The organism is Pseudomonas sp. NY15374, assembly GCF_048068255.1.
In the GTDB taxonomy this organism is placed as follows: Bacteria; Pseudomonadota; Gammaproteobacteria; order Pseudomonadales; family Pseudomonadaceae; genus Aquipseudomonas; species Aquipseudomonas machongensis.
Genome location: NZ_JBLUPZ010000004.1, coordinates 141084 through 163339 on the forward strand (window position 1 = coordinate 141084; position 22256 = coordinate 163339).

15 protein-coding genes are annotated in these 22256 nt (G+C 63.8%); 13 read left to right on the forward strand and 2 right to left on the reverse strand.

All coding sequences use genetic code 11. The features are described from left to right. Positions 1-64: 64 nt before the first annotated feature. Positions 65-2284: a primosomal protein N' gene (locus ACNFHO_RS11535; protein ID WP_112899420.1), complete on the reverse strand. Its 2220-nt coding sequence runs from the start codon at positions 2282-2284 to the stop codon at positions 65-67. A 167-nt stretch (positions 2285-2451) separates the two neighbouring features. Between ACNFHO_RS11535 and rpmE the strand changes: the two genes are divergently transcribed. The 3 genes from rpmE to ACNFHO_RS11550 all read left to right on the forward strand — a co-directional run bounded on the left by rpmE (position 2452) and on the right by ACNFHO_RS11550 (position 4941). Next, positions 2452-2667 carry a 50S ribosomal protein L31 gene (rpmE, locus tag ACNFHO_RS11540; protein ID WP_054891182.1) on the forward strand — a complete coding sequence of 72 codons (216 nt, stop codon included), beginning with the start codon at positions 2452-2454 and terminating at the stop codon, positions 2665-2667. Positions 2668-2669: 2 nt separating this feature from the next. Beyond that, positions 2670-3497, forward strand: a complete 828-nt coding sequence (locus ACNFHO_RS11545; protein WP_112899419.1) for a thermonuclease family protein — start codon at positions 2670-2672, stop codon at positions 3495-3497. A gap of 175 nt (positions 3498-3672) precedes the next feature. After that, positions 3673-4941 (forward strand): malic enzyme-like NAD(P)-binding protein, encoded by a 1269-nt coding sequence (locus tag ACNFHO_RS11550; RefSeq protein ID WP_054891184.1) that lies wholly within the window; start codon positions 3673-3675, stop codon positions 4939-4941. A 129-nt stretch (positions 4942-5070) separates the two neighbouring features. Here ACNFHO_RS11550 and ACNFHO_RS11555 read toward each other — a convergent pair whose 3' ends face one another. Further along, positions 5071-7521 (reverse strand): penicillin-binding protein 1A, encoded by a 2451-nt coding sequence (locus ACNFHO_RS11555; protein ID WP_416766513.1) that lies wholly within the window; start codon positions 7519-7521, stop codon positions 5071-5073. A gap of 173 nt (positions 7522-7694) precedes the next feature. Here ACNFHO_RS11555 and pilM point away from each other — a divergent pair, with 173 nt between their 5' ends. From pilM to hemE, 10 genes are all read left to right on the forward strand, one after another. Next, positions 7695-8579: a type IV pilus biogenesis protein PilM gene (gene pilM, locus ACNFHO_RS11560; RefSeq protein WP_416766331.1), complete on the forward strand. Its 885-nt coding sequence runs from the start codon at positions 7695-7697 to the stop codon at positions 8577-8579. After that, complete coding sequence (locus ACNFHO_RS11565) at positions 8576-9109, forward strand: PilN domain-containing protein (RefSeq protein WP_416766333.1); 534 nt, start codon at positions 8576-8578, stop codon at positions 9107-9109. Before pilM ends, ACNFHO_RS11565 begins: the two co-directional genes overlap by 4 nt. A 2-nt stretch (positions 9110-9111) precedes the next feature. Beyond that, positions 9112-10122 carry a pilus assembly protein PilP gene (locus ACNFHO_RS11570; protein WP_416766335.1) on the forward strand — a complete coding sequence of 337 codons (1011 nt, stop codon included), beginning with the start codon at positions 9112-9114 and terminating at the stop codon, positions 10120-10122. Then, positions 10076-11314 (forward strand): type IV pilus secretin PilQ, encoded by a 1239-nt coding sequence (locus ACNFHO_RS11575; RefSeq protein WP_414155836.1) that lies wholly within the window; start codon positions 10076-10078, stop codon positions 11312-11314. The genes ACNFHO_RS11570 and ACNFHO_RS11575 overlap by 47 nt, the downstream gene beginning before the upstream one ends. Positions 11315-11318: 4 nt before the next feature. Beyond that, a complete protein-coding gene (gene aroK, locus ACNFHO_RS11580) occupies positions 11319-11837 on the forward strand; it encodes a shikimate kinase AroK (RefSeq protein WP_063541601.1) in 519 nt (172 codons plus the stop codon). Between the two features lie 97 nt (positions 11838-11934). Beyond that, positions 11935-13032, forward strand: coding sequence for a 3-dehydroquinate synthase (gene aroB / locus ACNFHO_RS11585; RefSeq protein WP_416766337.1), 1098 nt, complete (start codon positions 11935-11937; stop codon positions 13030-13032). A gap of 15 nt (positions 13033-13047) precedes the next feature. Further along, complete coding sequence (locus ACNFHO_RS11590; RefSeq protein ID WP_416766339.1) at positions 13048-14646, forward strand: AAA family ATPase; 1599 nt, start codon at positions 13048-13050, stop codon at positions 14644-14646. Positions 14647-15021: 375 nt separating this feature from the next. Beyond that, the gene (gene gltB / locus ACNFHO_RS11595; protein WP_054891193.1) at positions 15022-19467 is read left to right on the forward strand and encodes a glutamate synthase large subunit; all 4446 of its coding nucleotides are present in this window, start codon (positions 15022-15024) and stop codon (positions 19465-19467) included. 123 nt (positions 19468-19590) lie between these two features. Next, complete coding sequence (locus ACNFHO_RS11600; protein WP_054891194.1) at positions 19591-21009, forward strand: FAD-dependent oxidoreductase; 1419 nt, start codon at positions 19591-19593, stop codon at positions 21007-21009. Positions 21010-21188: 179 nt separating this feature from the next. Continuing rightward, positions 21189-22253: a uroporphyrinogen decarboxylase gene (gene hemE, locus ACNFHO_RS11605; RefSeq protein WP_416766341.1), complete on the forward strand. Its 1065-nt coding sequence runs from the start codon at positions 21189-21191 to the stop codon at positions 22251-22253. Positions 22254-22256: the final 3 nt, after the last annotated feature.

A 22256-nucleotide genomic window follows, 5' to 3' on the forward strand; every position in this document is an offset into this window, starting at 1 on the left:
CCGTGGCCGGGGCTTGATTGCCAACCTTTACGGCTCGCTCAGGATAGCGCTGGCTTTCAGGGATTCAGTAGAGATCGACCGGGTCCACATCCAGCGACCAGCGCACTTGCCGCCCCGACGGCATCTGTTCCAACACTAGCAACCAGCTACTGATCAGTCGATGCAGCGGCGCCCGGGCATTGGCCTGGATCAACAGCTGCGCGCGGAAACGACCAGCGCGGCGCTCCATGGGGGCTGGTACCGGGCCGAGCAGCTCGATGCCGCTCAAGCCCTGCTCTGCCAGCACACCTTCGGCGGCGGCGCAGGCCTCGTCGAGAAAGGCTTCCGCCTGCCCTGGCTTGTGCGCTTCGGCGCGCAGCAGGGCCAGGTGCGAGAAGGGCGGCAGGCCGGCGGCGCGCCGCTCGCTCAGGGCTTGCTCGGCGAAGGCGAAATAGCCTTGCTCGGTCAGTTGCACCAGCAGTGGATGCTCGGCCAGGTGGGTCTGCACGATCACCTTTCCAGGCTCCTCGGCCCGCCCGGCGCGGCCTGCGACCTGGACGATCAGCTGCGCCATTCGCTCGCTGGCGCGGAAATCACCCGAGAACAGTCCGCCATCGGCATCGAGGATGGCCACCAGGGTTACCCGCGGGAAGTGATGCCCCTTGGCCAGCATCTGGGTGCCGACCAGAATGCTCGGCTGGCCGCGCTGGATGGTGGTGAACAGGTGGTGCATGGCGTCCTTGCGCGACGTGCTGTCGCGGTCCACGCGCAGGACTGGGTAATCGGGGAACAGGGTCTTCAGGCGCTCTTCGGCGCGCTCGGTTCCGGCGCCGACCGGGCGCAGGTCGACATGGGCGCATTGCGGGCATTGCAGGGGCAGGCGCTCGTCGTAACCACAGTGGTGACAGCGCAGTACGCCGGAGCGCTGATGCACGGTCATGCGTGCATCGCAGCGTGGGCACTCCGACAGCCAGCCACAGTCGTGACACAGCAGCGTCGGGGCGAAGCCGCGGCGGTTGAGGAACACCAACACTTGCTGGCCGGCTGCCAGGGTCTGGCCGATCGCCTGTTGAAGTGGGCCACTGATGCCGCTGTCCAGCGGCAGGCTGCGCACATCCAGGCGCATGAAGCGCGGCGGGCGGGCGCCGCCGGCGCGCTGGTTCATGCGCAGCAGGCCGTAGCGCCCGCTGTGGGCGTTGTGCAGGCTTTCCAGTGAAGGTGTCGCCGAGCCCAGCAGGATCGGGATGTTCTCCTGGTGCGCGCGGACCACGGCCAGGTCGCGGGCGTGATAGCGCAGCCCTTCCTGTTGTTTGTAGGAGCCGTCGTGCTCTTCGTCGATGATGATCAGGCCCGGGTTCTTCATGGGCGTGAACAGTGCCGAACGTGTGCCGATGATGATGTCGGCCTCGCCATCGCGGGCAGCGAGCCAGGCATCTAGGCGCTCGCGGTCGTTGACTGCCGAGTGCAGCAGGGCGATGCGGGCATTGAAGCGCTGCTCGAAGCGCGCCAGGGTCTGCGGGCCGAGGTTGATCTCGGGGATCAGGATCAGTGCCTGCTTGCCGGCCTCCAGGGTTTCGCGAATCAGCTGCAGGTAGACCTCGGTCTTGCCGCTGCCGGTGACACCGGCCAGCAGGAAGGCGTGGAAGCTGCCGAAGCCTGCGCGCACGGCCTGGAAGGCAGCGCTCTGCTCCTCGTTGAGCGGCAGTTCCGGCTGGGCCAGCCAGCGGTCATGGCGTGGCGCCGGCAGGTGCCGGCGCACCTCGACCTGCACCAGTTCCTTGGCCAGCAGCAGGTCGAGGCTATCTTTGTTCAAGCCGAGTTTGGCCAGCACGCTGTGGGCTACGCCATGAGGGTGCTGGGCGAGGGTCTGCAAGGCCTCTTTCTGGCGCGGTGCCCGGGCGATACGTGGGTCGTCCAGACGCGCGCCGGGGGTCGCATGCCAGAAACGCTCCTGGCGCACTTCGGCTGCTTCGCCCTGACGCAGCAACACCGGCAATGCCCAGCTCAGGGTGTCGCCCAGGCTGTGCTGATAGTAGTGGGCGGTCCATAGGCACAGCTTGAACAGTGCCGGAGGCAGCGGCGAGACCGGGTCGAGCAGCATGCTCGCTGGCTTGAGCTTGTCGGCGGGGACTTCGCTCTGCTCGCAGACCTCCACCAGCACGCCGATCATCTCGCGACGGCCGAACGGTACGCGGATGCGCATGCCGGGTGTCAGTTGCTGGCGTGCCATGGCGGCCGGGGCCCGGTAGTCGAACAAGCGACGCAGGGGCGAGGGCAGGGCAAGGCGCAGGATGACGTCGGACACGCGGCAGGTCTTCGTAGCTGGTCGGGAATCGCACGAGCCTAGCAGACGACGGCCGGTGCAAGCGACAACTTGCGCTGGCCTGACGGTCTGGTATTATTCGCCGCCTAATTACGTGCGGTATTCAACAATTGGTGTTGGGTGGCGGCACGCAGCTCGAGGAAGTGACCATGAAAGCCGATATTCATCCGAACTACGAAGCAGTTGCTGTCACCTGCAGCTGCGGCAACAAATTCGAAACCCGTTCGACCCTGGGCAACACCCTGGCGATCGACGTTTGCAACCTCTGCCACCCGTTCTACACCGGTAAGCAGAAAGTCCTGGACACCGGTGGTCGCGTACAGAAGTTCGCCGATCGCTTCGGTATGTTCGGTACCAAGAAGTAATCATGCGCACGGCGAGCCCTTCGGGTTTCGCATTGCTGCAAAAGAAGGCGCCCCTCGTGGGCGCCTTTTTTGTGGGCGCAATCTGGCATGTTCCCGCGCAGGCCTTCTGCCCGGTGCCCGAGGCCGTGCAGCCAGTGACGGTGCGTCAGGTCGTCGATGGCGATACCGTGCGTCTGGGGGATGGCCGCAGCGTGCGGCTGATTGGCATCAATGCACCTGAGATCGGGCGCAAAGGTCGCACCAGCGAACCCTATGCCGAAGCGGCCAGGCGACGGCTGGAGGCACTGGTGCAGGCCAGTGATGGCCGGGTGGGGCTGGTGCCGGGTGTGGAGCCCAGGGACAAGTACGGGCGCACCTTGGCGCACATCTATGGCCGTAATGGCGACAATCTTGAGGCGCAGTTGCTCAGTGAAGGCTTGGCCTATCGCGTTGCGGTGGCACCCAACGTGCGTCTGGTCGGCTGCCAGCAACAGGCCGAGCAGGCCGCACGCACAGGTAGGCTCGGGCTCTGGCGGCAGTCGCCGGTCATCGCAGCGGGGCGCCTGAGGCAATCCGGCTTCGCTGTGATCGGCGGCAGGGTGAGCGCGATCGATCACAATCGAGGAGGCGTCTGGCTGGAGCTTGACGAGGCTGTGGTGCTGCAGGTTCCCGCTCGTCTGCAACGCGCCTTCCCCGACGGTTTCTTCGATAATCTCAAGGGGCGTCAGCTTGAGGCGCGCGGCTGGGTGCTGGACCGTTCCCGCAAGGGCGGGCTCAAGCCTGGGCAGCGACGCTGGCTGTTGCCGCTGAGCGATCCGAGCATGTTGGAACAGGTTTCGGTGAAAAAATAGTTGTAGACATTATTGATTTGGATTGTACACACTCAAGGCCGTAAGCCCCGCGGGTTGTAGCGTAAAGTCGTAGGCCAAGGGCCTTGACACATGTGACCGGGCAGTCTTGTCGCCTCCCGGCTCTTTGCGTATCCTCGGCGGTCCGTCAGAACAGTAAACAAGCGGAATGCCCACCATGTCAGACTTGAAAACCGCCGCTCTCGAATATCACGCTCAACCTCGCCCGGGGAAACTGAGCGTCGAACTCTCCAAGCCAACCGCCACCGCCCGTGACCTTGCCCTGGCCTACAGCCCAGGCGTCGCCGAGCCGGTACGCGAAATTGGCCGTGATCCAGAGCTGGCCTACAAATACACCGGCAAGGGTAACCTGGTCGCTGTGATCTCCGACGGTACTGCCATCCTCGGCCTGGGTGACCTCGGCCCGCTGGCCTCCAAGCCAGTCATGGAAGGCAAGGGTGTTCTGTTCAAGCGTTTCGCCGGTATCGACGTGTTCGACATCGAAGTCGAGTCGGAAAGCCCACAGGCTTTCATCGACACCGTTCGCCGCATCTCCATCACCTTCGGTGGCATCAACCTCGAAGACATCAAGGCACCTGAGTGCTTCGAGATCGAGCGTACCCTGATCGAACAGTGCGACATTCCGGTCTTCCACGATGACCAGCACGGCACCGCCATCGTGACTGCCGCCGGCATGATCAACGCCCTGGAAATCGCAGGCAAGAAGCTCGAAGACGCCAAGATCGTCTGCCTGGGTGCTGGCGCTGCCGCCATCTCCTGCATGAAGCTGTTGGTCAGCATGGGCGCCAAGGTCGAGAACATCTATATGATCGACCGCAGCGGTGTCATCCACGCTGGCCGCGACGACCTGAACCAGTACAAGGCGCAGTTCGCTCACGCCACCGACAAGCGCACCCTGGCTGACGCGCTGGAAGGCGCTGACGTGTTCGTTGGTCTCTCCGGCCCGAACCTGCTGAGCCCGGAAGGCCTGAAGTCGATGGCTGCCAACCCGATCGTGTTCGCCTGCTCGAACCCGGATCCGGAAATCGCTCCAGAGCTGGCCCACGCCACCCGCAGCGATGTGATCATGGCCACCGGTCGTTCCGACTACCCGAACCAGGTCAACAACGTTCTGGGCTTCCCCTTCATCTTCCGTGGTGCCCTGGACGTTCGCGCCAAGCGCATCAACGAAGAGATGAAGATTGCCGCCGCTATCGCCCTGAAAGACCTGGCCAAGCTGCCGGTTCCGAAGGAAGTGTGCGAGGCCTACGGCGTTGAAGGTCTGGAGTTCGGCCGCGAGTACATCATTCCGAAGCCGCTGGACGCTCGCCTGATCACCGTCGTTTCCGATGCCGTGGCCAAGGCCGCCATCGAATCCGGTGTGGCGACCCTGCCGTATCCGAAGCACTACCCGCTCAAGAGCGTGGATGACGTGTTCAACGGCTGATCCTGTTGTAGCGACATGAAAAAGCCCCGGCTCGCAAGAGTCGGGGCTTTTTGTTGGCCGCTGTTCTACAGATGACCGCTCCACCTGTAGAAGCGACACAAGGCCGCTGCTACAGATTCAGATCGCTACTCAGAACAGATCCATCGGCGCCGCCTCATCGGCCGGCAGCGGGCTGCCTGGTGCTGAGCCGTTGCCCAGCTCATCTACCGATGGTGGTGAATCCTCGGCCTTGAACAGCTCGAAGTAGGCGTTCGGCGTGCTTGGCGTCGCCGCGCGACCGCTGACCGGATCCACGCGCAGGCTGAGGATGCCCTCCGGCTCTGCCGGTGCGTGTTCAGGCTTGCCCTTGAGTGCCGGGCCCATGAAGTCCATCCAGATCGGCAGTGCAACGGTGCCGCCATATTCTCGGCGACCAAGTGTTTCAGGCTGGTCGAAACCGACCCAGACCGTGGTCACGTAGTCGGCGTTGTAGCCGGAGAACCAGGCATCCTTGGATTCGTTGGTGGTACCGGTCTTGCCCGCGATGTCGCTGCGGCCCAGGGCCAGGGCGCGACGGCCAGTGCCACGCTTGATCACATCCTGCAGCATGCTGGTCAGGATGTAGGTGGTACGGCCATCGACGATGCGCTCGGCAATGGCCGGCGTCTGCGGCGGCGGGGCGATCTGGCCCAGTGCCGAAGGTGCGGTGCCCGGCTGCGGGAGCGTGGTGATCGGCTCTTCGGGCGCGGCGATTCCGGCCTGGTCCTGATTGCCCTGGGGAACGCGCGCCGGGTTGGCGGTGAACAGGGTTTCGCCGTTGCGGCTTTCGACGCGCTCGATCAGGTAGGGGTTGATCTTGTACCCGCCGTTGGCAAAGGTGCTCCAGCCGGTGGCGATTTCCATCGGGGTGAGCGTTGCGGTACCCAGTGCCAGCGACAGGTTGCGCGGCAGGTCCTGCTTGTTGAAGCCGAACTTGGCAATGTAGTCGATGGTGCGGTCGACCCCCATCGCCTGGAGCAGGCGGATCGAGACCAGGTTGCGCGACTTGTACAGCGCCTCGCGCATGCGGATCGGACCGAGGAAGGTGTTGGTGTCGTTTTTCGGGCGCCAGACCTTGTCGAGGTATTCGTCGACGAACACGATCGGTGCGTCGTTGACCAGGCTGGCGGCGGTATAGCCGTTGTCCAGTGCGGCGCTATAGATGAAGGGCTTGAAGCTGGAGCCTGGTTGGCGCTTGGCCTGCATGGCGCGGTTATAGTTGCTCTGCTCGAACGAGAAGCCGCCGACCAGGGCGCGGATTGCACCGCTGTTCGGGTCAAGCGTGACCAGTGCGCTCTGGGCGCCCGGCACCTGGCTGAACTTGAGCTTGCCGTCGTCCAGGCGTTGCAGGCGCACCAGGTCGCCGATCTGCGCGACATCGGCCGGCGACTGAGGCGCGCGCCCCTGGGCATTGCTGTTGATGAACGGACGGGCCCACTTCATGGTGTCCCAGGCGACGTCTTCGTCCTGGCCGCCGCGCGTCATGACTTTCAGGCCGGTCTTGTCCACCTGGGTGACGATGGCCGGTTCCAGGCCGCCGAGGGTACGTTGCTTGCCCAGTTCCTGCTGCCAGGCGGTGCGGGTCTTGCCCGGGAAGCGCGCTTCGGGGCCGCGGTAGCCATGGCGCTCGTCGTATTGCGAGAGGCCGTTGAGGACTGCCTTGTTGGCGATTTCCTGCGTGTCGCTGGGCACGGTCGTGGTGACCCGGAAACCTTCGGTGTAGGCATCGCTGCCGTAGCGGCCGACCATCTCGGCGCGCGCCATTTCGGCGACGAACGGTGCATTCACCTCAGGTGTCGGTACGTGATAGCTGGCGTTCAGCGGCTCGGCGAGGGCGGCCTGGTAGCTTGCCTCATCGATCTTGCCGAGCTTGTACATGCGGCCGAGGATCCAGTCGCGGCGCTCCTTGGCACGCACCGGGTTGGCCAGCGGATTGAAGCGCGAAGGGGCTTTGGGCAGGCCGGCGATCATCGCCATCTGCGCCAGGCTGACATCACGGATCGACTTGCCGTAGTACACCTGCGCTGCGGCATCGATGCCGTAGGCGCGGTTGCCCAGGTAGATCTTGTTGACGTACAGCTCGAGGATCTCGTCCTTGGTCAGCTCACGTTCGATCTGCAGCGCCAGGAGGATCTCGTTGGTCTTGCGCGAGAAGCTGCGCTCGCTGGTGAGGAAGAAGTTCTTCGCCACCTGCATGGTGATGGTGCTGCCGCCGGTCTGGATATGACCAGACTTCACAAGTTGGGTCGCAGCGCGCATCAGGCTGCTCGGGTCGACCCCGTAGTGATTGAGGAAATTGTCGTCCTCGGCTGACAGAAGCGCCTGGATGAACTGTGGGGGAATTTCCGCAAAACGGATTGGCGAGCGGCGCATTTCGCCAAACTCGGCAATCAGTTTGCCGTCGCTGCTGTACACCCTCAGGGGGATCTGCAACTGGATGCTTCTGAGCGAGTCGACCGAAGGCAGGCTGGGACTAAGATACAGAAACGCACCACTCAGACCGAGCACGAGCGCGCAGATGACGGCGACGAAAGACCACCAGAAGAACTTCAGCAGGCGTATCAAGGCTTTTGGGTGTCCAGGTTGAGAAGTGGAGTGCACGCAGGCCCGGCGGACGGGAAAAAACGCTGGGCATTATAAGCATTTTCGCCCCGCCGGGTCATCGGTCGGTCGGGGCAATGGGCGCAATCGCCCCGGATGGCAAGGGTTTGCCACGGTCATGAAAAGGAGCAGCGATGCTTGGACGCTTTGGCAGGGATGCCAGTTCAGTATTGGGGGTGGAAATTGCCTCCGATTCGGTGAGGATTCTTGAGTTGCAGCGGCGACGAGGGCGCCATGAGGTGGCTGCCTGGGTGGTCGAGCCAATCCGGGGGGCTTTGCGGGGTGGTGGCGATACCGAGGTGCAGGCCATGGCCCTGCGTCAGGCGTGGCGCCGTTGTGGCAGCCGGTCTCGACGGGTTGCGTTGGCGGTGCCGGGCTCGCAGGTGATTTGTAAGGTGGGGCAGTTGCCCGCCGCACTGGCGGAGCCTGAACGAGAAGCGCATCTGCTTGCCGATGCCGAGCGCCTTTTCCCTTTCCCGATTGACGATCTGGCCCTGGACTTTCAGGTGCTGGGCATTTCCCAGCAGACCCCCCACATGCTCGATGTGCTGGTCGGGGCCGCTCGCCAGAGCGTCCTGGCGCCGCTGTTGCAGCCGTTCGAGGCGGCAGGCCTGGAGGTGGTTGCCGTCGAGGTGGACAGTCTGGCGCTGCGTCGCTTGCAGGCCACCGACAGCTGCCGGCCGCTGCTGCAGGTCGAAGCCGCCAGCCTGACCCTGCATGGCTGGCCCGATGGACCCCTGCCTTGGCGAAAGGCGCAGAGGATCGAGCCTGGCGTGGGTTCGGCCGAGTTTCTGGCGCATCTCGAGAGCTTGCTGGAGGGGGATCCTCCGTTCGAAATGACCGCAGGGTTGATGGTCGGCGGCGGGGCGGCGACGGACGCTTGCGTGCGGTCGCTGGCGCGGCATTTCGGATTCCCCTGTGAGCGGGTTTGTCCGCAGCGGGTCCATGCGGCTTCGCTGCCAGACCGCTGCGGCGCCATGGTCCTGCCCCTCGGCCTCGCCCTGGGAGGTACGCAATGAACCTGCGCCTGAACCTGCTGCCATGGCGTGAGCGCCAGCGTCTGGTGGAGCTGCGCAACTTCAGGCTGGTGTTTCTGGGCAGTCTGTTCGCAGCGTTAGTCGTGGTCATGCTGGTCGATCGGTTCGCCCACCTGCGCCTGAAGCAGCAAGCAGCTGCCGGATTGCAGCGTCAGCAACAGCTGCAGTCGCTGGATGGGCAAGTGGCACGCCTGGAACAGTTGCGTGAGGCGCACACGGGCCTGCGCAGGCAGGTTGATGCGCTTGGCGCGTTGCGCTCCTCGCAGCAAGGAGTACCGCAGCTGTTGATCGAGATCGAACTGGCGATGCCGCATGGGATGCAACTGACGCGCCTGGACGTGCAGGGTGACCGGCTGCAGATCAATGGCCTAGCGGTTTCTCCTGCGGTGCTGGCCCAGTTCATGCGCGACCTGCAGCGCTCGCCGATACTCCTGGACCTTGAACTCAAGCACGTCTTGGCGCGGGCCGGTGGCGATGCGTTCTCACTCGTGGCCCGGGTGGTGGCCTCCTGAACATGCGTATCGCTGAGATGCTCGGCTGGCACGAGATGGCGGGGCGCTCGCGTATGTTCAGGGGCGCGGTCGTAGTCATTGGTGTGTCGCTGGTGCTTGCCTGCGGCTATCAGTTCCGTCTCCAGGAGGTGCGCGCAGCCTACCGTCAAGGCGTGGCGAGCGATGTCGAGCAGCGGAAGCTGTTGCAGGCGCGGGAGCAACAGCTTCTGGCTCTGGATGACGCCGAGGTGGCGCTGGCGAGCGAGGCGAAGCGGCTGCGGGATGCGCGTTGGCGATTGTCGGGCGGCGAGGGCATGAGCGATCTGCTCGACCAGTTGGCCGTGTCGGGGCGCACCTACGGCCTGGTCTTCGAGCGCCTCGACGTGGAGGAGGACGTCGAGGGGCCGGGTTACCGCCAGGTGCCCTTGCAGATGCAGGTGAGTGGGCGCTATGCCGCCCTGCGACCCTGGCTGGACGAGTGGCTGGGCCAGTTGCGCCTGCTGCGGGTGACCCGTTTGCAGTTGGAGCCTGCAACAGAACGGCCGGGGTTGCTGCAGCTTCATGTGTGGGTGCAGGCATTTCATGCCGGCGAGGCGCTGCCAATGCCGGCTTCGCTGGCCGATGAGCCCGCTCGGCCCCTCGGTCGGACGCCCGCGCTGGACCCATTTGCAGCCTGGTCGTCGCGTCGGCATACGGAGGGGTTGGCGGGGGTGCCGCTGGAGCAGTTGGAGATGGTGGGCAGCCTGTCCCGCGCGGGGCAATCCCAGGCGCTGGTGCGCTGGGCCGGGCGTGTTTACCGGGTTGCCAAGGGGGAGCGCCTGGGGCGTGAAGAGGGTGAAGTCATAAAGGTCGACCAGGATCAGGTCGAGATCAGGGAGCGGCTGTTCAGTGGTGGCGAGTGGCAAGAGCGCTCAAGCTACCTGACGTTGAGCCGGCCCGCAGGCGCAAGGAGCGAACGTGAAAAGACTGCTGATCGGCGTCGTGGCGATGCTGCTGACGCTACGGGCAATGGCGGAGCCCCTGTACAAAGGTGAGCCGCTTTCGCTGAATTTCCAGGACGTCGAGGTTCGGGCAGTGCTGCAGGTGCTCGCCGATTATACCGGCATCAACCTGGTGGCCAGTGACACGGTTCAGGGCAATATCACCCTGCGGCTGCACGAGGTGCCCTGGGATCAGGCATTGGAGCTGGTGTTGCGCAGCCGCGGGCTGGCCAAGCGTGAGGAGGGCAATGTGCTGTTGGTCGCCCCCGCCGCAGAGCTCGCCGAGCAGTCGCGCGAGGCGCGCATCGACCAGGCGCTCGAGGCGCAGTTGCAGCCGCTGCATCGGGAGTTGCTGCCGATTCATCATGCCGATGCGTCCGACCTGGCGAAACTATTGTTGGAGAGCCTCGCGGATGACGAACCTGCGGCAGGGCGCGGCAGTTTGAGCGTGGATTCGCGGACCAACACCCTGATCGCCACCCAGTCGGCCGCGCGCCTGGCAGAGTTGCGGCAACTGGTTGCGGATCTGGATGTGCCGGTGCGCCAGGTGATGATCGAGGCCCGGATCGTCGAGGCCAACGTCGATTACGAGAATGTGCTCGGCATTCGCTGGGGTGCAAAGCTGGGCGGTATGCCAGCGCGGTCAGGCAGTGAGCTGTTTGTCGATCTTGGCGCGCAGGGGGCGACCTCTGGCGTGGGCGTAGGGGTGGTGCGCGGCGATGTGCTGCTTGATCTGGAGCTCAGTGCCATGGAGAAAAGCGGCAATGGCGAGGTCATCTCCCAGCCCAAGGTGGTCACTGCCGACAAGGAAACCGCGCGTATTCTCAAGGGCACCGAAGTGCCGTACCAGCAGTCGAGCAAGAGCGGCGCCACCTCGGTGGCTTTCCGCGAGGCATCGCTGTCACTGGAGGTCACGCCGCAGATCACCCCGGATGGCAAGGTCATCATGGCGGTGCGGGTGACCAAGGACGAGCCAGACTACGTCAATGCCCTCAACGACGTGCCACCGATCCGCAAGAACGAGGTCAATGCCAAGGTGCGCGTGGCCGATGGCGAGACGATTGTGATTGGTGGCGTGTACTCGACGTCGCATAACAATGTAGTGGACAAGGTGCCATTTCTTGGCGATCTGCCGTATGTTGGACGGCTGTTTCGACGCGATGTATTACAAGAGAAAAAATCTGAGCTGCTGGTCTTCCTGACTCCGCGTATCATGAGTGACCGGGCGATTGCTGTGAGTCGTTGATTCTGTGCGAAATTTGATACTTGTAGGGCCCATGGGCGCCGGTAAGAGCACCATCGGGCGCCTTTTGGCCAAAGAGCTGCGCCTGCTGTTCAAGGATTCCGACAAGGAAATCGAGCTGCGAACCGGCGCCAACATCCCGTGGATCTTCGACAAGGAAGGCGAGCCGGGCTTTCGTGATCGTGAGCAGGCGATGATTGCAGAACTCTGCGAGCTCGACGGCGTGGTTGTCGCAACAGGTGGCGGCGCAGTGATGCGCGAGGCCAATCGCCAGGCGTTGCACAGGGGCGGGCGTGTCATCTACCTGCATGCCTCGGTGGAACAGCAGGTCGGCCGTACTGCACGTGATCGCAACCGTCCACTGCTGCGGACCGCCAACCCGGAAGCCACGCTGCGTGCGTTGCTGGAAACGCGCGACCCGCTCTATCGCGAAATCGCCGACCTCGTGGTGGAAACCGACGAACGGCCGCCGCGCATGGTAGTGCTCGACATTCTCGAGCGTTTGCAGCAGTTGCCGCCCCGCTGAGCCGGGACTATCCTCGGCGACCAACGTCGGGGCGACGTTGAACGTTACCGCGCTGGCCGCTCAGGCAAGGCCGCGCCAAAGCATATTGTGGGGATACATGCAGACATTGAAGGTCGATCTGGGCGAACGTAGCTATCCGATCTACATTGGCGAGGGCCTGCTGGACCAGCCCGAGCTGCTGGCGCCGCACATTGCCGGGCGGCAGGTCGCCATCGTCTCCAACGAAACCGTCGCGCCCCTGTATCTCGAGCGGTTGAGCAAGACACTCGGCGCCTGGTCGGTGCTGCCAGTGGTGCTGCCTGACGGCGAAGCCCACAAGAACTGGGAAACCCTCCAGCTGATTTTCGATGCCCTGCTCACGGCCCGCCATGATCGGCGCACCACTGTGGTCGCGCTGGGCGGCGGGGTGATCGGCGACATGGCCGGCTTTGCCGCGGCCTGCTACCAGCGCGGCGTCGACTTCATCCAGGTGCCGACCACGCTGCTGTCCCAGGTGGATTCGTCCGTTGGTGGCAAGACCGGCATCAATCACCCACTGGGCAAGAACATGGTCGGTGCCTTCTATCAGCCCAACGCGGTGCTGATCGACACCACCAGCCTGCGCACCCTGCCAGCCCGCGAGTTGTCGGCGGGCCTCGCCGAAGTGATCAAGTACGGCCTGATCTGCGACGAGCCATTCCTCGGCTGGCTGGAAGACAACATGGCAGCCCTGCGCGGGCTCGATTCCGTGGCCCTGACCGAAGCCATCCGCCGCTCCTGCGCGGCGAAGGCGGCCGTGGTCGGTGCCGACGAGCGTGAGTCTGGCGTGCGCGCCACCCTGAACCTCGGCCACACCTTCGGTCATGCCATCGAAACCCACATGGGTTACGGGGTATGGTTGCATGGCGAGGCCGTCGCTGCCGGGACCGTCATGGCCCTGGAGATGTCCATGCGTCTCGGCTGGATCGACCAGTCGGCGCGTGATCGCGGAATTCGCCTGCTGCAGGATGCAGGCTTGCCGGTGGTGCCTCCACAGGAAATGACCCCGGCGCATTCCATGGAACATATGGCGGTCGACAAGAAGGTGCTCGACGGACGCCTGCGCCTGGTGCTGTTGCGCCAGATGGGCGAGGCCGTGATCACCGACGACTATCCGAAAGAGATTCTTCAGGCCACGCTTGCAGCGGATTATCGCGCGATCGTGGCGCAGCTTTGAGGTTGTGACAGCGCAATGACCAGTTTGCATGCCGATGAGGCGTTCCTCGATCACTACCAGTTGAGTCACGATCCGTTCGCACCTCGGGTGCCCGGGTTCAAGTTCTTCCCTGCCCAGCGCAAGCCGGTGCTGGGCCAGCTGCATCACCTGGCGCGTTACAGCCACCTGATGCTGGTGGTAACCGGCCCGCTTGGCAGCGGCAAGACCCTGCTGCGCCAGGCCCTGGTGGCCAGCACCAACAAGCAGTCGGTGCAGAGCGTGGTCGTTTCCGCGCGTGGCGCAAGCGATGCTGCCAGCGTGCTGGGCCAAGTGGCCCAGGCGCTGAACGTCGCCCAGCCGGAAGTGCAGGCAATCCTTTCCCAGGTCGTCCAGCTGGCGTTGACCGGGCAGGAAGTCTATCTGCTGGTGGACGATGCGGAACAACTCGACGAGTCGGCACTCCAAGCGTTGCTGGAGCTGGCGGCAGGCGTTCCGGAAGGGCGCCCGCATGTGTTCCTGTTCGGTGAACCTTCGCTGATTGCCGGGTTGGACGAACTCAGTGTCGAGGAAGAGCGCTTCCACATCATCGAGCTCGCCCCCTACAGCGAAGAAGAGACTCGTGAGTATCTGGAACAGCGCCTGGAAGGTGCTGGCCGGGGCCTTGAAGTGTTCAGCGCCGAGCAGATCGCCGATATCCACGAAAACTCCGACGGCTGGCCAGGAAACATCAACCAGGTTGCCCGCGATACCTTGATCGAAGCCATGATCGCTACCCGCAGTACGGAAAAGCGACCATCCATGGGGTTCAAAATGCCTAAGAAACATGTGCTCGCGTTGTCCGCTGTCGTTGTGGTCGCTGTCGCGGCCGCAGTCCTGATGCCCAAGAAAGGGGACAAGGCGCCGACCGAAGCACCTGCGGCCCAGGCCCAGTTGCCACTGGGACAGTCGGGCAATGGCGGACCGACCGTCGAATTCTCCGGTTCTTCGCAGCCCATGCCACTGCCGCTGGTAGGGCAGTCGCAGCCGGTCATGCGTGAGCCGCTGGCCCAGGCTGCAGGCATGGGAGATGGCGACGAGGCGGGCCCTGCTGGTGATACTGCACTGCAGCCTTCAGCGCCCTCTGCTGCCGTTCCTCCCACCGTCACCACGACTGCGCCGCCGCAAGGTGTCGCCGCCGGTCCTGCCCCCGCTCCGGCCCAGCCGGTTGCGCCTGCGCAGAAACCTGTCGCAACCCAGCCGGTCAAGCCGGTTGCGCCTGCCGCCAAACCTGCGCCGGCCCCGACCCAGGTGGCGACCGCCAAGCCCGCTGCCAAGCCTGCCGAAAAACCCGCCGTCGTTGGCGCAGGCAACAGCGGCTGGTACAGCGGCCAGAAGCCGGGCAACTATGTGGTTCAGGTGTTCGGTACCAGCAATGAATCCGCTGCCCAGTCGTTCGTCAGGGAGCAGGGTGGCGACTATCGCTACTTCAAGAAAACCCTGCAGGGCAAGCCGCTGTATGTGGTGACCTACGGCAACTTCAGCAGCCGCGATGCCGCAGCTGCGGCAATCAAGAACTTGCCAGCGAAGGTCCAGGCTGGTAAACCTTGGCCTCGTACCGTCGGCAGCGTTCAACAAGAGCTGGCCACGGCCCGCTGATCCTTCCGGGCGGCACCACCCCCGCCGCCCAGTTGCTGAGCGAATCCCGGACTCGACAAAGCCTGCTGTGCTGATGCGCGGCAGGCTTTTCTGTCCCAGACTGCCGGCCACAAGCCTTCTGTTGCAGTCACGGCTGAAACGCTTCAGACTCGGCTCAAGCCGCTATCACGGCGCATGACGCAAAAACATTCAAAAATGCGACATAAACTTTCAACGATTCGTCGTGAAAATTTGTGAGCTTCCCTGTCGCTGTGCAACAATGGTTTCCCTATACCCACCGCAAAAAAGCTGGCATTCGATCGGCGTGGATGGTAAGTGGTTGTACTAAAAAGAGATTTGCCTTGGTTGAGAGGCGAACCTGGTGAGAAAGTGTCTATGAAAACAGGTCTGTACCATCCCGAAGAGTTCAAGGATAACTGTGGTTTTGGCCTGATCGCCCACATGACGGGCGAGCCGAGTCACCACCTTCTGCAAACTGCCGTCGAGGCCCTGACCTGCATGACCCACCGTGGTGGGATCAACGCAGATGGCAAGACCGGTGACGGTTGCGGCCTGCTGATGCAGAAGCCCGATCAGTTCCTGCGTGCCGTGGCCCTGGAGCACTTCGCCGCCGAGCTGCCCAAGCAGTACGCCGTCGGCATGGTGTTCTTCAATCAAGACCCGGTAAAAGCCGAGGCTGCGCGCGCCAACATGGACCGCGAGATCCTCGCTGCTGGCCTGCAACTGGTCGGCTGGCGCAAAGTGCCGATCGACACCAGCGTGCTCGGTCGCCTGGCCCTCGAGCGCCTGCCACAGATCGAGCAGGTGTTCATCGGTGGTGAAGGTCTTACCGACCAGGAATTCGCCATCAAGCTGTTCAGTGCCCGTCGCCGTTCGTCCGTGGCCAACGCCCACGACGCCGACCACTACATTTGCAGCTTCTCGCACAAGACCATCATCTACAAAGGCCTGATGATGCCGGCGGATCTCACCGCCTTCTATCCGGACCTGGGCGATGAGCGCCTGCAGACCGCCATCTGTGTCTTCCACCAGCGCTTCTCCACCAACACCCTGCCGAAATGGCCGCTGGCGCAGCCATTCCGCTTCCTCGCCCACAACGGCGAGATCAACACCATCACCGGCAACCGCAACTGGGCCATGGCCCGTCGCACCAAGTTCGCCAACGACCTGATCCCCGATCTGGAAGAACTCGGTCCGCTGGTCAACCGTGTCGGCTCCGACTCCTCCAGCATGGACAACATGCTCGAGTTGATGGTCACCGGCGGCATCGACCTGTTCCGTGGCGTGCGCATGCTCGTGCCGCCAGCCTGGCAGAACGTTGAGACCATGGACGCCGACCTGCGCGCCTTCTACGAGTACAACTCCATGCACATGGAGCCGTGGGACGGCCCGGCCGGTATCGTCATGACCGAAGGCCGCCACGCCGTGTGCCTGCTCGACCGCAACGGCCTGCGTCCGGCGCGCTGGGTGACCACCAAGAACGGCTACATCACCCTCGCTTCCGAAATCGGCGTGTGGAACTACAAGCCCGAGGACGTCATCGCCAAGGGCCGTGTTGGCCCGGGCCAGATCTTTGCCGTGGACACCGAGACCGGTCAGATCCTCGACACCGACGCCATCGACAACCGTCTCAAGTCGCGCCACCCCTACAAGCGCTGGCTGCGTCAGCATGCCACCCGCATCCAGGCGACGCTGACCGACGACCAGGGCGTGGCCAGCTACGATGCCGACCAGCTCAAGCAATACATGAAGATGTTCCAGGTCACCTTCGAGGAGCGTGACCAGGTGCTGCGCCCGCTCGGCGAACAAGGCCAGGAGGCGGTCGGCTCGATGGGCGACGACACGCCGATGGCCGTGCTTTCGCAGCGTGTGCGCTCGCCGTACGACTTTTTCCGCCAGCAGTTCGCCCAGGTGACCAACCCACCGATCGACCCGCTGCGCGAAGCCATCGTGATGTCCCTGGAAATCTGCCTGGGCGCCGAGCGCAATATCTTCCAGGAATCCCCTGAACACGCCTCCCGAGTGATCCTCAGCTCGCCGGTGATCTCGCCAGCCAAGTGGCGCTCGTTGATGGCCCTGGAGCGCGAAGGCTTCGACCGTCACCTGATCGACCTCAACTACGAGCAGGATGTCGGCCTTGAAGCGGCCATTCGCAACATCGCCGACCAGGCCGAAGAAGCGGTGCGCAGCGGCAAGACCCAGTTGGTGCTGAGCGACCGCTTCATCGCCCCGGGCAAGCTGCCGGTACATGCTTCGCTGGCCGTTGGTGCGGTGCATCACCGCCTGACCGAGCAGGGCCTGCGCTGCGACAGCAACATCCTGGTGGAAACCGCCACCGCCCGCGACCCGCACCACTTCGCCGTGCTGCTGGGCTTTGGCGCCTCGGCTGTCTATCCGTACCTGGCGTACGAAGTGCTGGCCGACCTGATCCGCACCGGCGAAGTGCTGGGCGATCTGGATGAAGTGTTCAAGTACTACCGCAAGGGCATCTCCAAGGGCCTGCTGAAGATCCTGTCGAAGATGGGTATCTCCACCATCACGTCCTACCGTGGCGCGCAGTTGTTCGAGGCCATCGGCCTGTCGGACGAAGTGGTCGGTCTGAGCTTCAAGGGCGTGTCCAGCCGTATCAAGGGTGCGCGTTTCGAAGACCTGGAGAGCGACCAGAAGCTGCTTGCGGCCGAAGCCTGGAGCGCGCGCAAGCCGATCCAGCAGGGCGGCCTGCTCAAGTTCGTACACGGCGGTGAATACCACGCTTACAACCCGGACGTGGTCAACACCCTGCAGGCTGCAGTGCAGCAGGGCGACTACGCCAAGTTCAAGGAATACACGACGCTGGTCGATCAGCGTCCGGTGTCGATGATCCGCGACCTGCTCAAGGTCAAGGTGGCCGATCAGGCCCTGGCACTGGATCAGGTCGAGCCGCTGGACGCGATCCTCAAGCGCTTCGACTCCGCTGGTATCTCCCTGGGCGCGCTGTCGCCGGAGGCCCACGAAGCGTTGGCCGAGGCGATGAACCGCCTGGGCGCGCGCTCCAACTCCGGTGAGGGCGGCGAAGACCCGGCCCGCTATGGCACCCTCAAGAGCTCGAAGATCAAGCAGGTGGCCACCGGCCGCTTTGGTGTGACCCCGGAATACCTGGTCAACGCCGAAGTGCTGCAGATCAAGGTGGCCCAAGGCGCCAAGCCCGGCGAGGGCGGCCAGTTGCCAGGCGGCAAGGTCAACGGCCTGATCGCCAAGCTGCGCTACGCGGTGCCGGGCGTGACCCTGATCTCGCCGCCACCGCACCACGACATCTATTCGATCGAAGACCTGGCGCAGCTGATCTACGACCTCAAGCAGGTCAACCCGCAGGCGCTGGTGTCGGTCAAGCTGGTGGCCGAAGCCGGTGTCGGCACCATCGCTGCCGGTGTGGCCAAGGCCTATGCCGACCTGATCACCATCTCCGGCTACGACGGTGGCACCGGCGCTTCGCCGCTGACCTCGATCAAGTACGCTGGCGCCCCGTGGGAACTGGGCCTGGCCGAAACCCACCAGACCCTGCGTGGCAACGACCTGCGCGGCAAGGTGCGGGTGCAGACCGACGGTGGCCTGAAAACCGGCCTGGACGTGATCAAGGCCGCGATCCTCGGCGCCGAGAGCTTCGGCTTCGGTACCGCGCCGATGATCGCCCTGGGCTGCAAGTACCTGCGCATCTGCCACCTGAACAACTGCGCCACGGGCGTCGCCACCCAGAACGACAAGCTGCGCAAGGACCACTACATCGGCACTGTCGACATGGTGATCAACTTCTTCACCTTCGTCGCTGAAGAAACCCGCGAGTGGCTGGCCAAGCTGGGCGTACGCAGCCTCGGCGAGCTGATCGGTCGCACCGACCTGCTCGAAGTGCTGCCGGGCGACACCGAGCGCCAGCACCACCTGGACCTCACGCCGCTGCTGGGCAGCTCGCACATTCCGGCCGACAAGCCGCAATTCTGCGAAGTCGACAAGAACCCGCCGTTCGACAAGGGCGAGATGGCCGAGAAGATGGTCGAGATGGCCTTGCCGGCGATCCGCGACCAGGCCGGTGGCGAGTTCGCCCTCGACATCTGCAACTGCGATCGTTCCATCGGTGCGCGTATCTCTGGCGAGATCGCCCGCCTGCATGGCAACCAGGGCATGGCGGCTAACCCGATCACCTTCCGCTTCAAGGGGACGGCGGGTCAGAGCTTCGGCGTATGGAACGCCGGTGGCCTGAACCTGCACCTGGAAGGTGACGCCAACGACTACGTCGGCAAGGGCATGACCGGTGGCAAGATCACCATCGTGCCGCCAGCCGGTAGTCCGTTCGAAACCCAGCACAGCGCCATCGTCGGCAACACCTGCCTGTACGGCGCCACTGGCGGCAAGCTGTTCGCCGCCGGTACCGCGGGCGAGCGTTTCGCTGTGCGTAACTCCGGCGCCCACGCTGTGGTCGAGGGCACCGGTGATCACTGCTGTGAATACATGACCGGCGGCTTTGTCTGCGTTCTGGGCAAGACCGGTTACAACTTCGGTTCTGGCATGACGGGCGGCTTCGCCTATGTGCTCGACATGGACAACACCTTCTTCGACAAACTCAACCACGAGCTGGTGGAAATCCAGCGTATCAGTGGTGAGGCGATGGAGGCCTACCGCAGCCACCTGGCGCGCGTCCTGGGCGAGTACGTGGAAGAAACCGGCAGCGAGTGGGGGCGTGAGCTCTCCGAGAACCTGGACGACTATGTGCGGCGCTTCTGGCTGGTGAAGCCCAAGGCGGCCAATCTGAAGCAACTGTTGTCCAGCACCCGTGCCAACCCGCAGTAAAAGCAGCTGCAAGTGGCGAGCTGCACGCTGTACGTAGAGGCAGCGTACGGTTCGACCGGCTTAAGTGATCGTCTTGCGGCTTGCAGCGTGTAGCTTGCAGCTGCTGTTGAGAGGTTTTGAAAAATGGCTGAACGTCTGAGCAACGACTTCCAGTTCATCGAAGTGGGCCGCAAGGACCCGAAGAAAAAGCTGCTGCGCCAGCGCAAGAAGGAGTTCGTCGAGATCTACGAACCCTTCAAGCCGCAGCAGTCCGTGGAGCAGGCACACCGCTGCCTGGGCTGCGGCAACCCCTATTGCGAGTGGAAATGCCCGGTACACAACTTCATCCCCAACTGGTTGAAGCTGGTGTCCGAAGGCAACATCCTGGCGGCAGCGGAGCTGTCGCACCAGACCAACACCCTGCCGGAAGTGTGCGGCCGCGTATGCCCGCAGGACCGCCTGTGCGAGGGTGCCTGTACCCTGAACGACGGGTTCGGCGCAGTGACCATCGGCTCGGTGGAGAAGTACATCACCGACACCGCCTTCGCCATGGGCTGGCGCCCGGACATGTCCAAGGTCAAGCCAACCGGCAAGCGCGTTGCGATCATCGGTGCCGGCCCTGCGGGCCTGGGCTGCGCCGACGTGCTGGTGCGTGCCGGTGTGACGCCGGTGGTGTTCGACAAGAACCCCGAGATCGGTGGCCTGCTGACCTTCGGCATCCCCGAGTTCAAGCTGGAAAAGACCGTGCTGAGCAATCGCCGCGAAGTCTTCACCGGCATGGGCATCGAGTTCCGCCTGAACACCGAGGTGGGCAAGGACATCACCATGGAACAACTGCTCGCCGAGTACGATGCAGTGTTCATGGGCATGGGCACCTACACCTACATGAAGGGCGGTTTCCCAGGTGAAGACCTGCCGGGTGTGCACGACGCTTTGGACTTCCTCATCGCCAACGTCAATCGCAACCTGGGCTTCGAGAAGTCGCCGGAAGACTTCATCGACATGCAGGGCAAGAAGGTCGTGGTGCTGGGCGGTGGCGACACCGCGATGGACTGCAACCGCACCTCCATCCGCCAGGGCGCCAAGGCCGTGACCTGCGCCTATCGTCGCGACGAAGCCAACATGCCTGGCTCGCGCAAAGAGGTGAAGAACGCCAAGGAAGAAGGCGTGAAGTTCCTCTACAACCGCCAGCCCATCGCCATTGTCGGCGAGGACAAGGTGGAAGGCGTCAAGGTGGTCGAGACCCGTCTCGGTGAGCCAGACGCCCGTGGCCGCCGCAGCCCCGAGCCGATCCCGGGCTCCGAAGAGATCCTTCCGGCCGACGCCGTGGTGATCGCCTTCGGCTTCCGCCCGAGCCCGGCGCCTTGGTTCGAACAGCATGGTATCCAGATGGACAGCCAGGGCCGCGTGGTGGCTCCTGAGAAAGGCAAGTTCAAGCACCAGACCAGCAACCCGAAAGTCTTCGCCGGTGGCGACATGGTGCGCGGGTCTGACCTGGTGGTGACGGCGATCTTCGAAGGGCGTACTGCTGCGGAAGGGATTCTGGACTACCTCGAAGTCTGATCCTGGCTATTCGCGGGGCAAGTCGGAGCGTCGAACCGCCGTTCCGACTTGCCCCGCGATGCATTTTGTATACAAAAATCCTTGATCCATGGCACCCGATAGACAAAACGCATGGCCCTGGCCGTGCCTTTTGCGCTGGCGTCTGAGAAAATGCCCGCACTTTTTTGCTGGATGCCGACATGACTGCCCTGAAGAACGATCGTTTCCTGCGTGCACTGCTCAAGCAACCCGTAGACGTGACCCCAGTCTGGATGATGCGCCAGGCCGGCCGCTACCTGCCGGAGTACCGCGCCAGCCGCGCCAATGCCGGCGACTTCATGAGCCTGTGCATGAACCCGCAGTTCGCCTGTGAGGTGACGCTCCAGCCGCTGGACCGCTACCCGCTCGACGCCGCAATCCTCTTCTCCGACATCCTCACCATCCCCGATGCCATGGGGCAGGGCCTGTACTTCGAGACGGGCGAAGGCCCACGTTTCAAGAAGGTCGTCAGCACCCTGGCCGATATCGAGGCGCTGCCGATTCCCGATCCGCACAAGGACCTGGGCTACGTGATGGATGCGGTCAGCACCATCCGCCGTGAGCTCAACGGGCGCGTGCCACTGATCGGCTTCTCCGGCAGCCCCTGGACCCTGGCGACCTACATGGTCGAAGGCGGCTCGTCGAAAGACTTCCGCAAGACCAAGGCGATGTTGTACGACCAGCCCGAGGCCATGCACCTGCTGCTCGACAAGCTGGCACAGACGGTCACCAGCTACCTCAATGGCCAGATCAAGGCCGGCGCTCAGGCAGTGCAGATCTTTGACACCTGGGGCGGTGCACTGTCGGCAGCGGCCTATCAGGAATTCTCCCTGGCCTACATGCGCAAGATTGTCAGCGGTCTGATTCGCGAGCATGAAGGGCGCAAGGTGCCGGTCATCCTGTTCACCAAGAATGGCGGCCTGTGGCTGGAAAGCATCGCCGAGGCCGGTGCCGACGCACTGGGCCTGGACTGGACGTGCGAGATCGGCGACGCCCGTCGTCGCGTCGGTGACAAGGTTGCGCTGCAGGGCAACATGGACCCGACCGTGCTGTACGCCAAGCCAGAGGCGATCCGCAACGAAGTGCAGCGGATCTTGGCCAGCTACGGCAAGGGCAGCGGCCATGTGTTCAACCTGGGTCATGGCATCACGCCGGAGGTGGACCCGGAGCATGCCGGTGTGTTCATCAACGCCGTGCACGAGTTCTCGGCGGGCTATCACGGCTAAGGT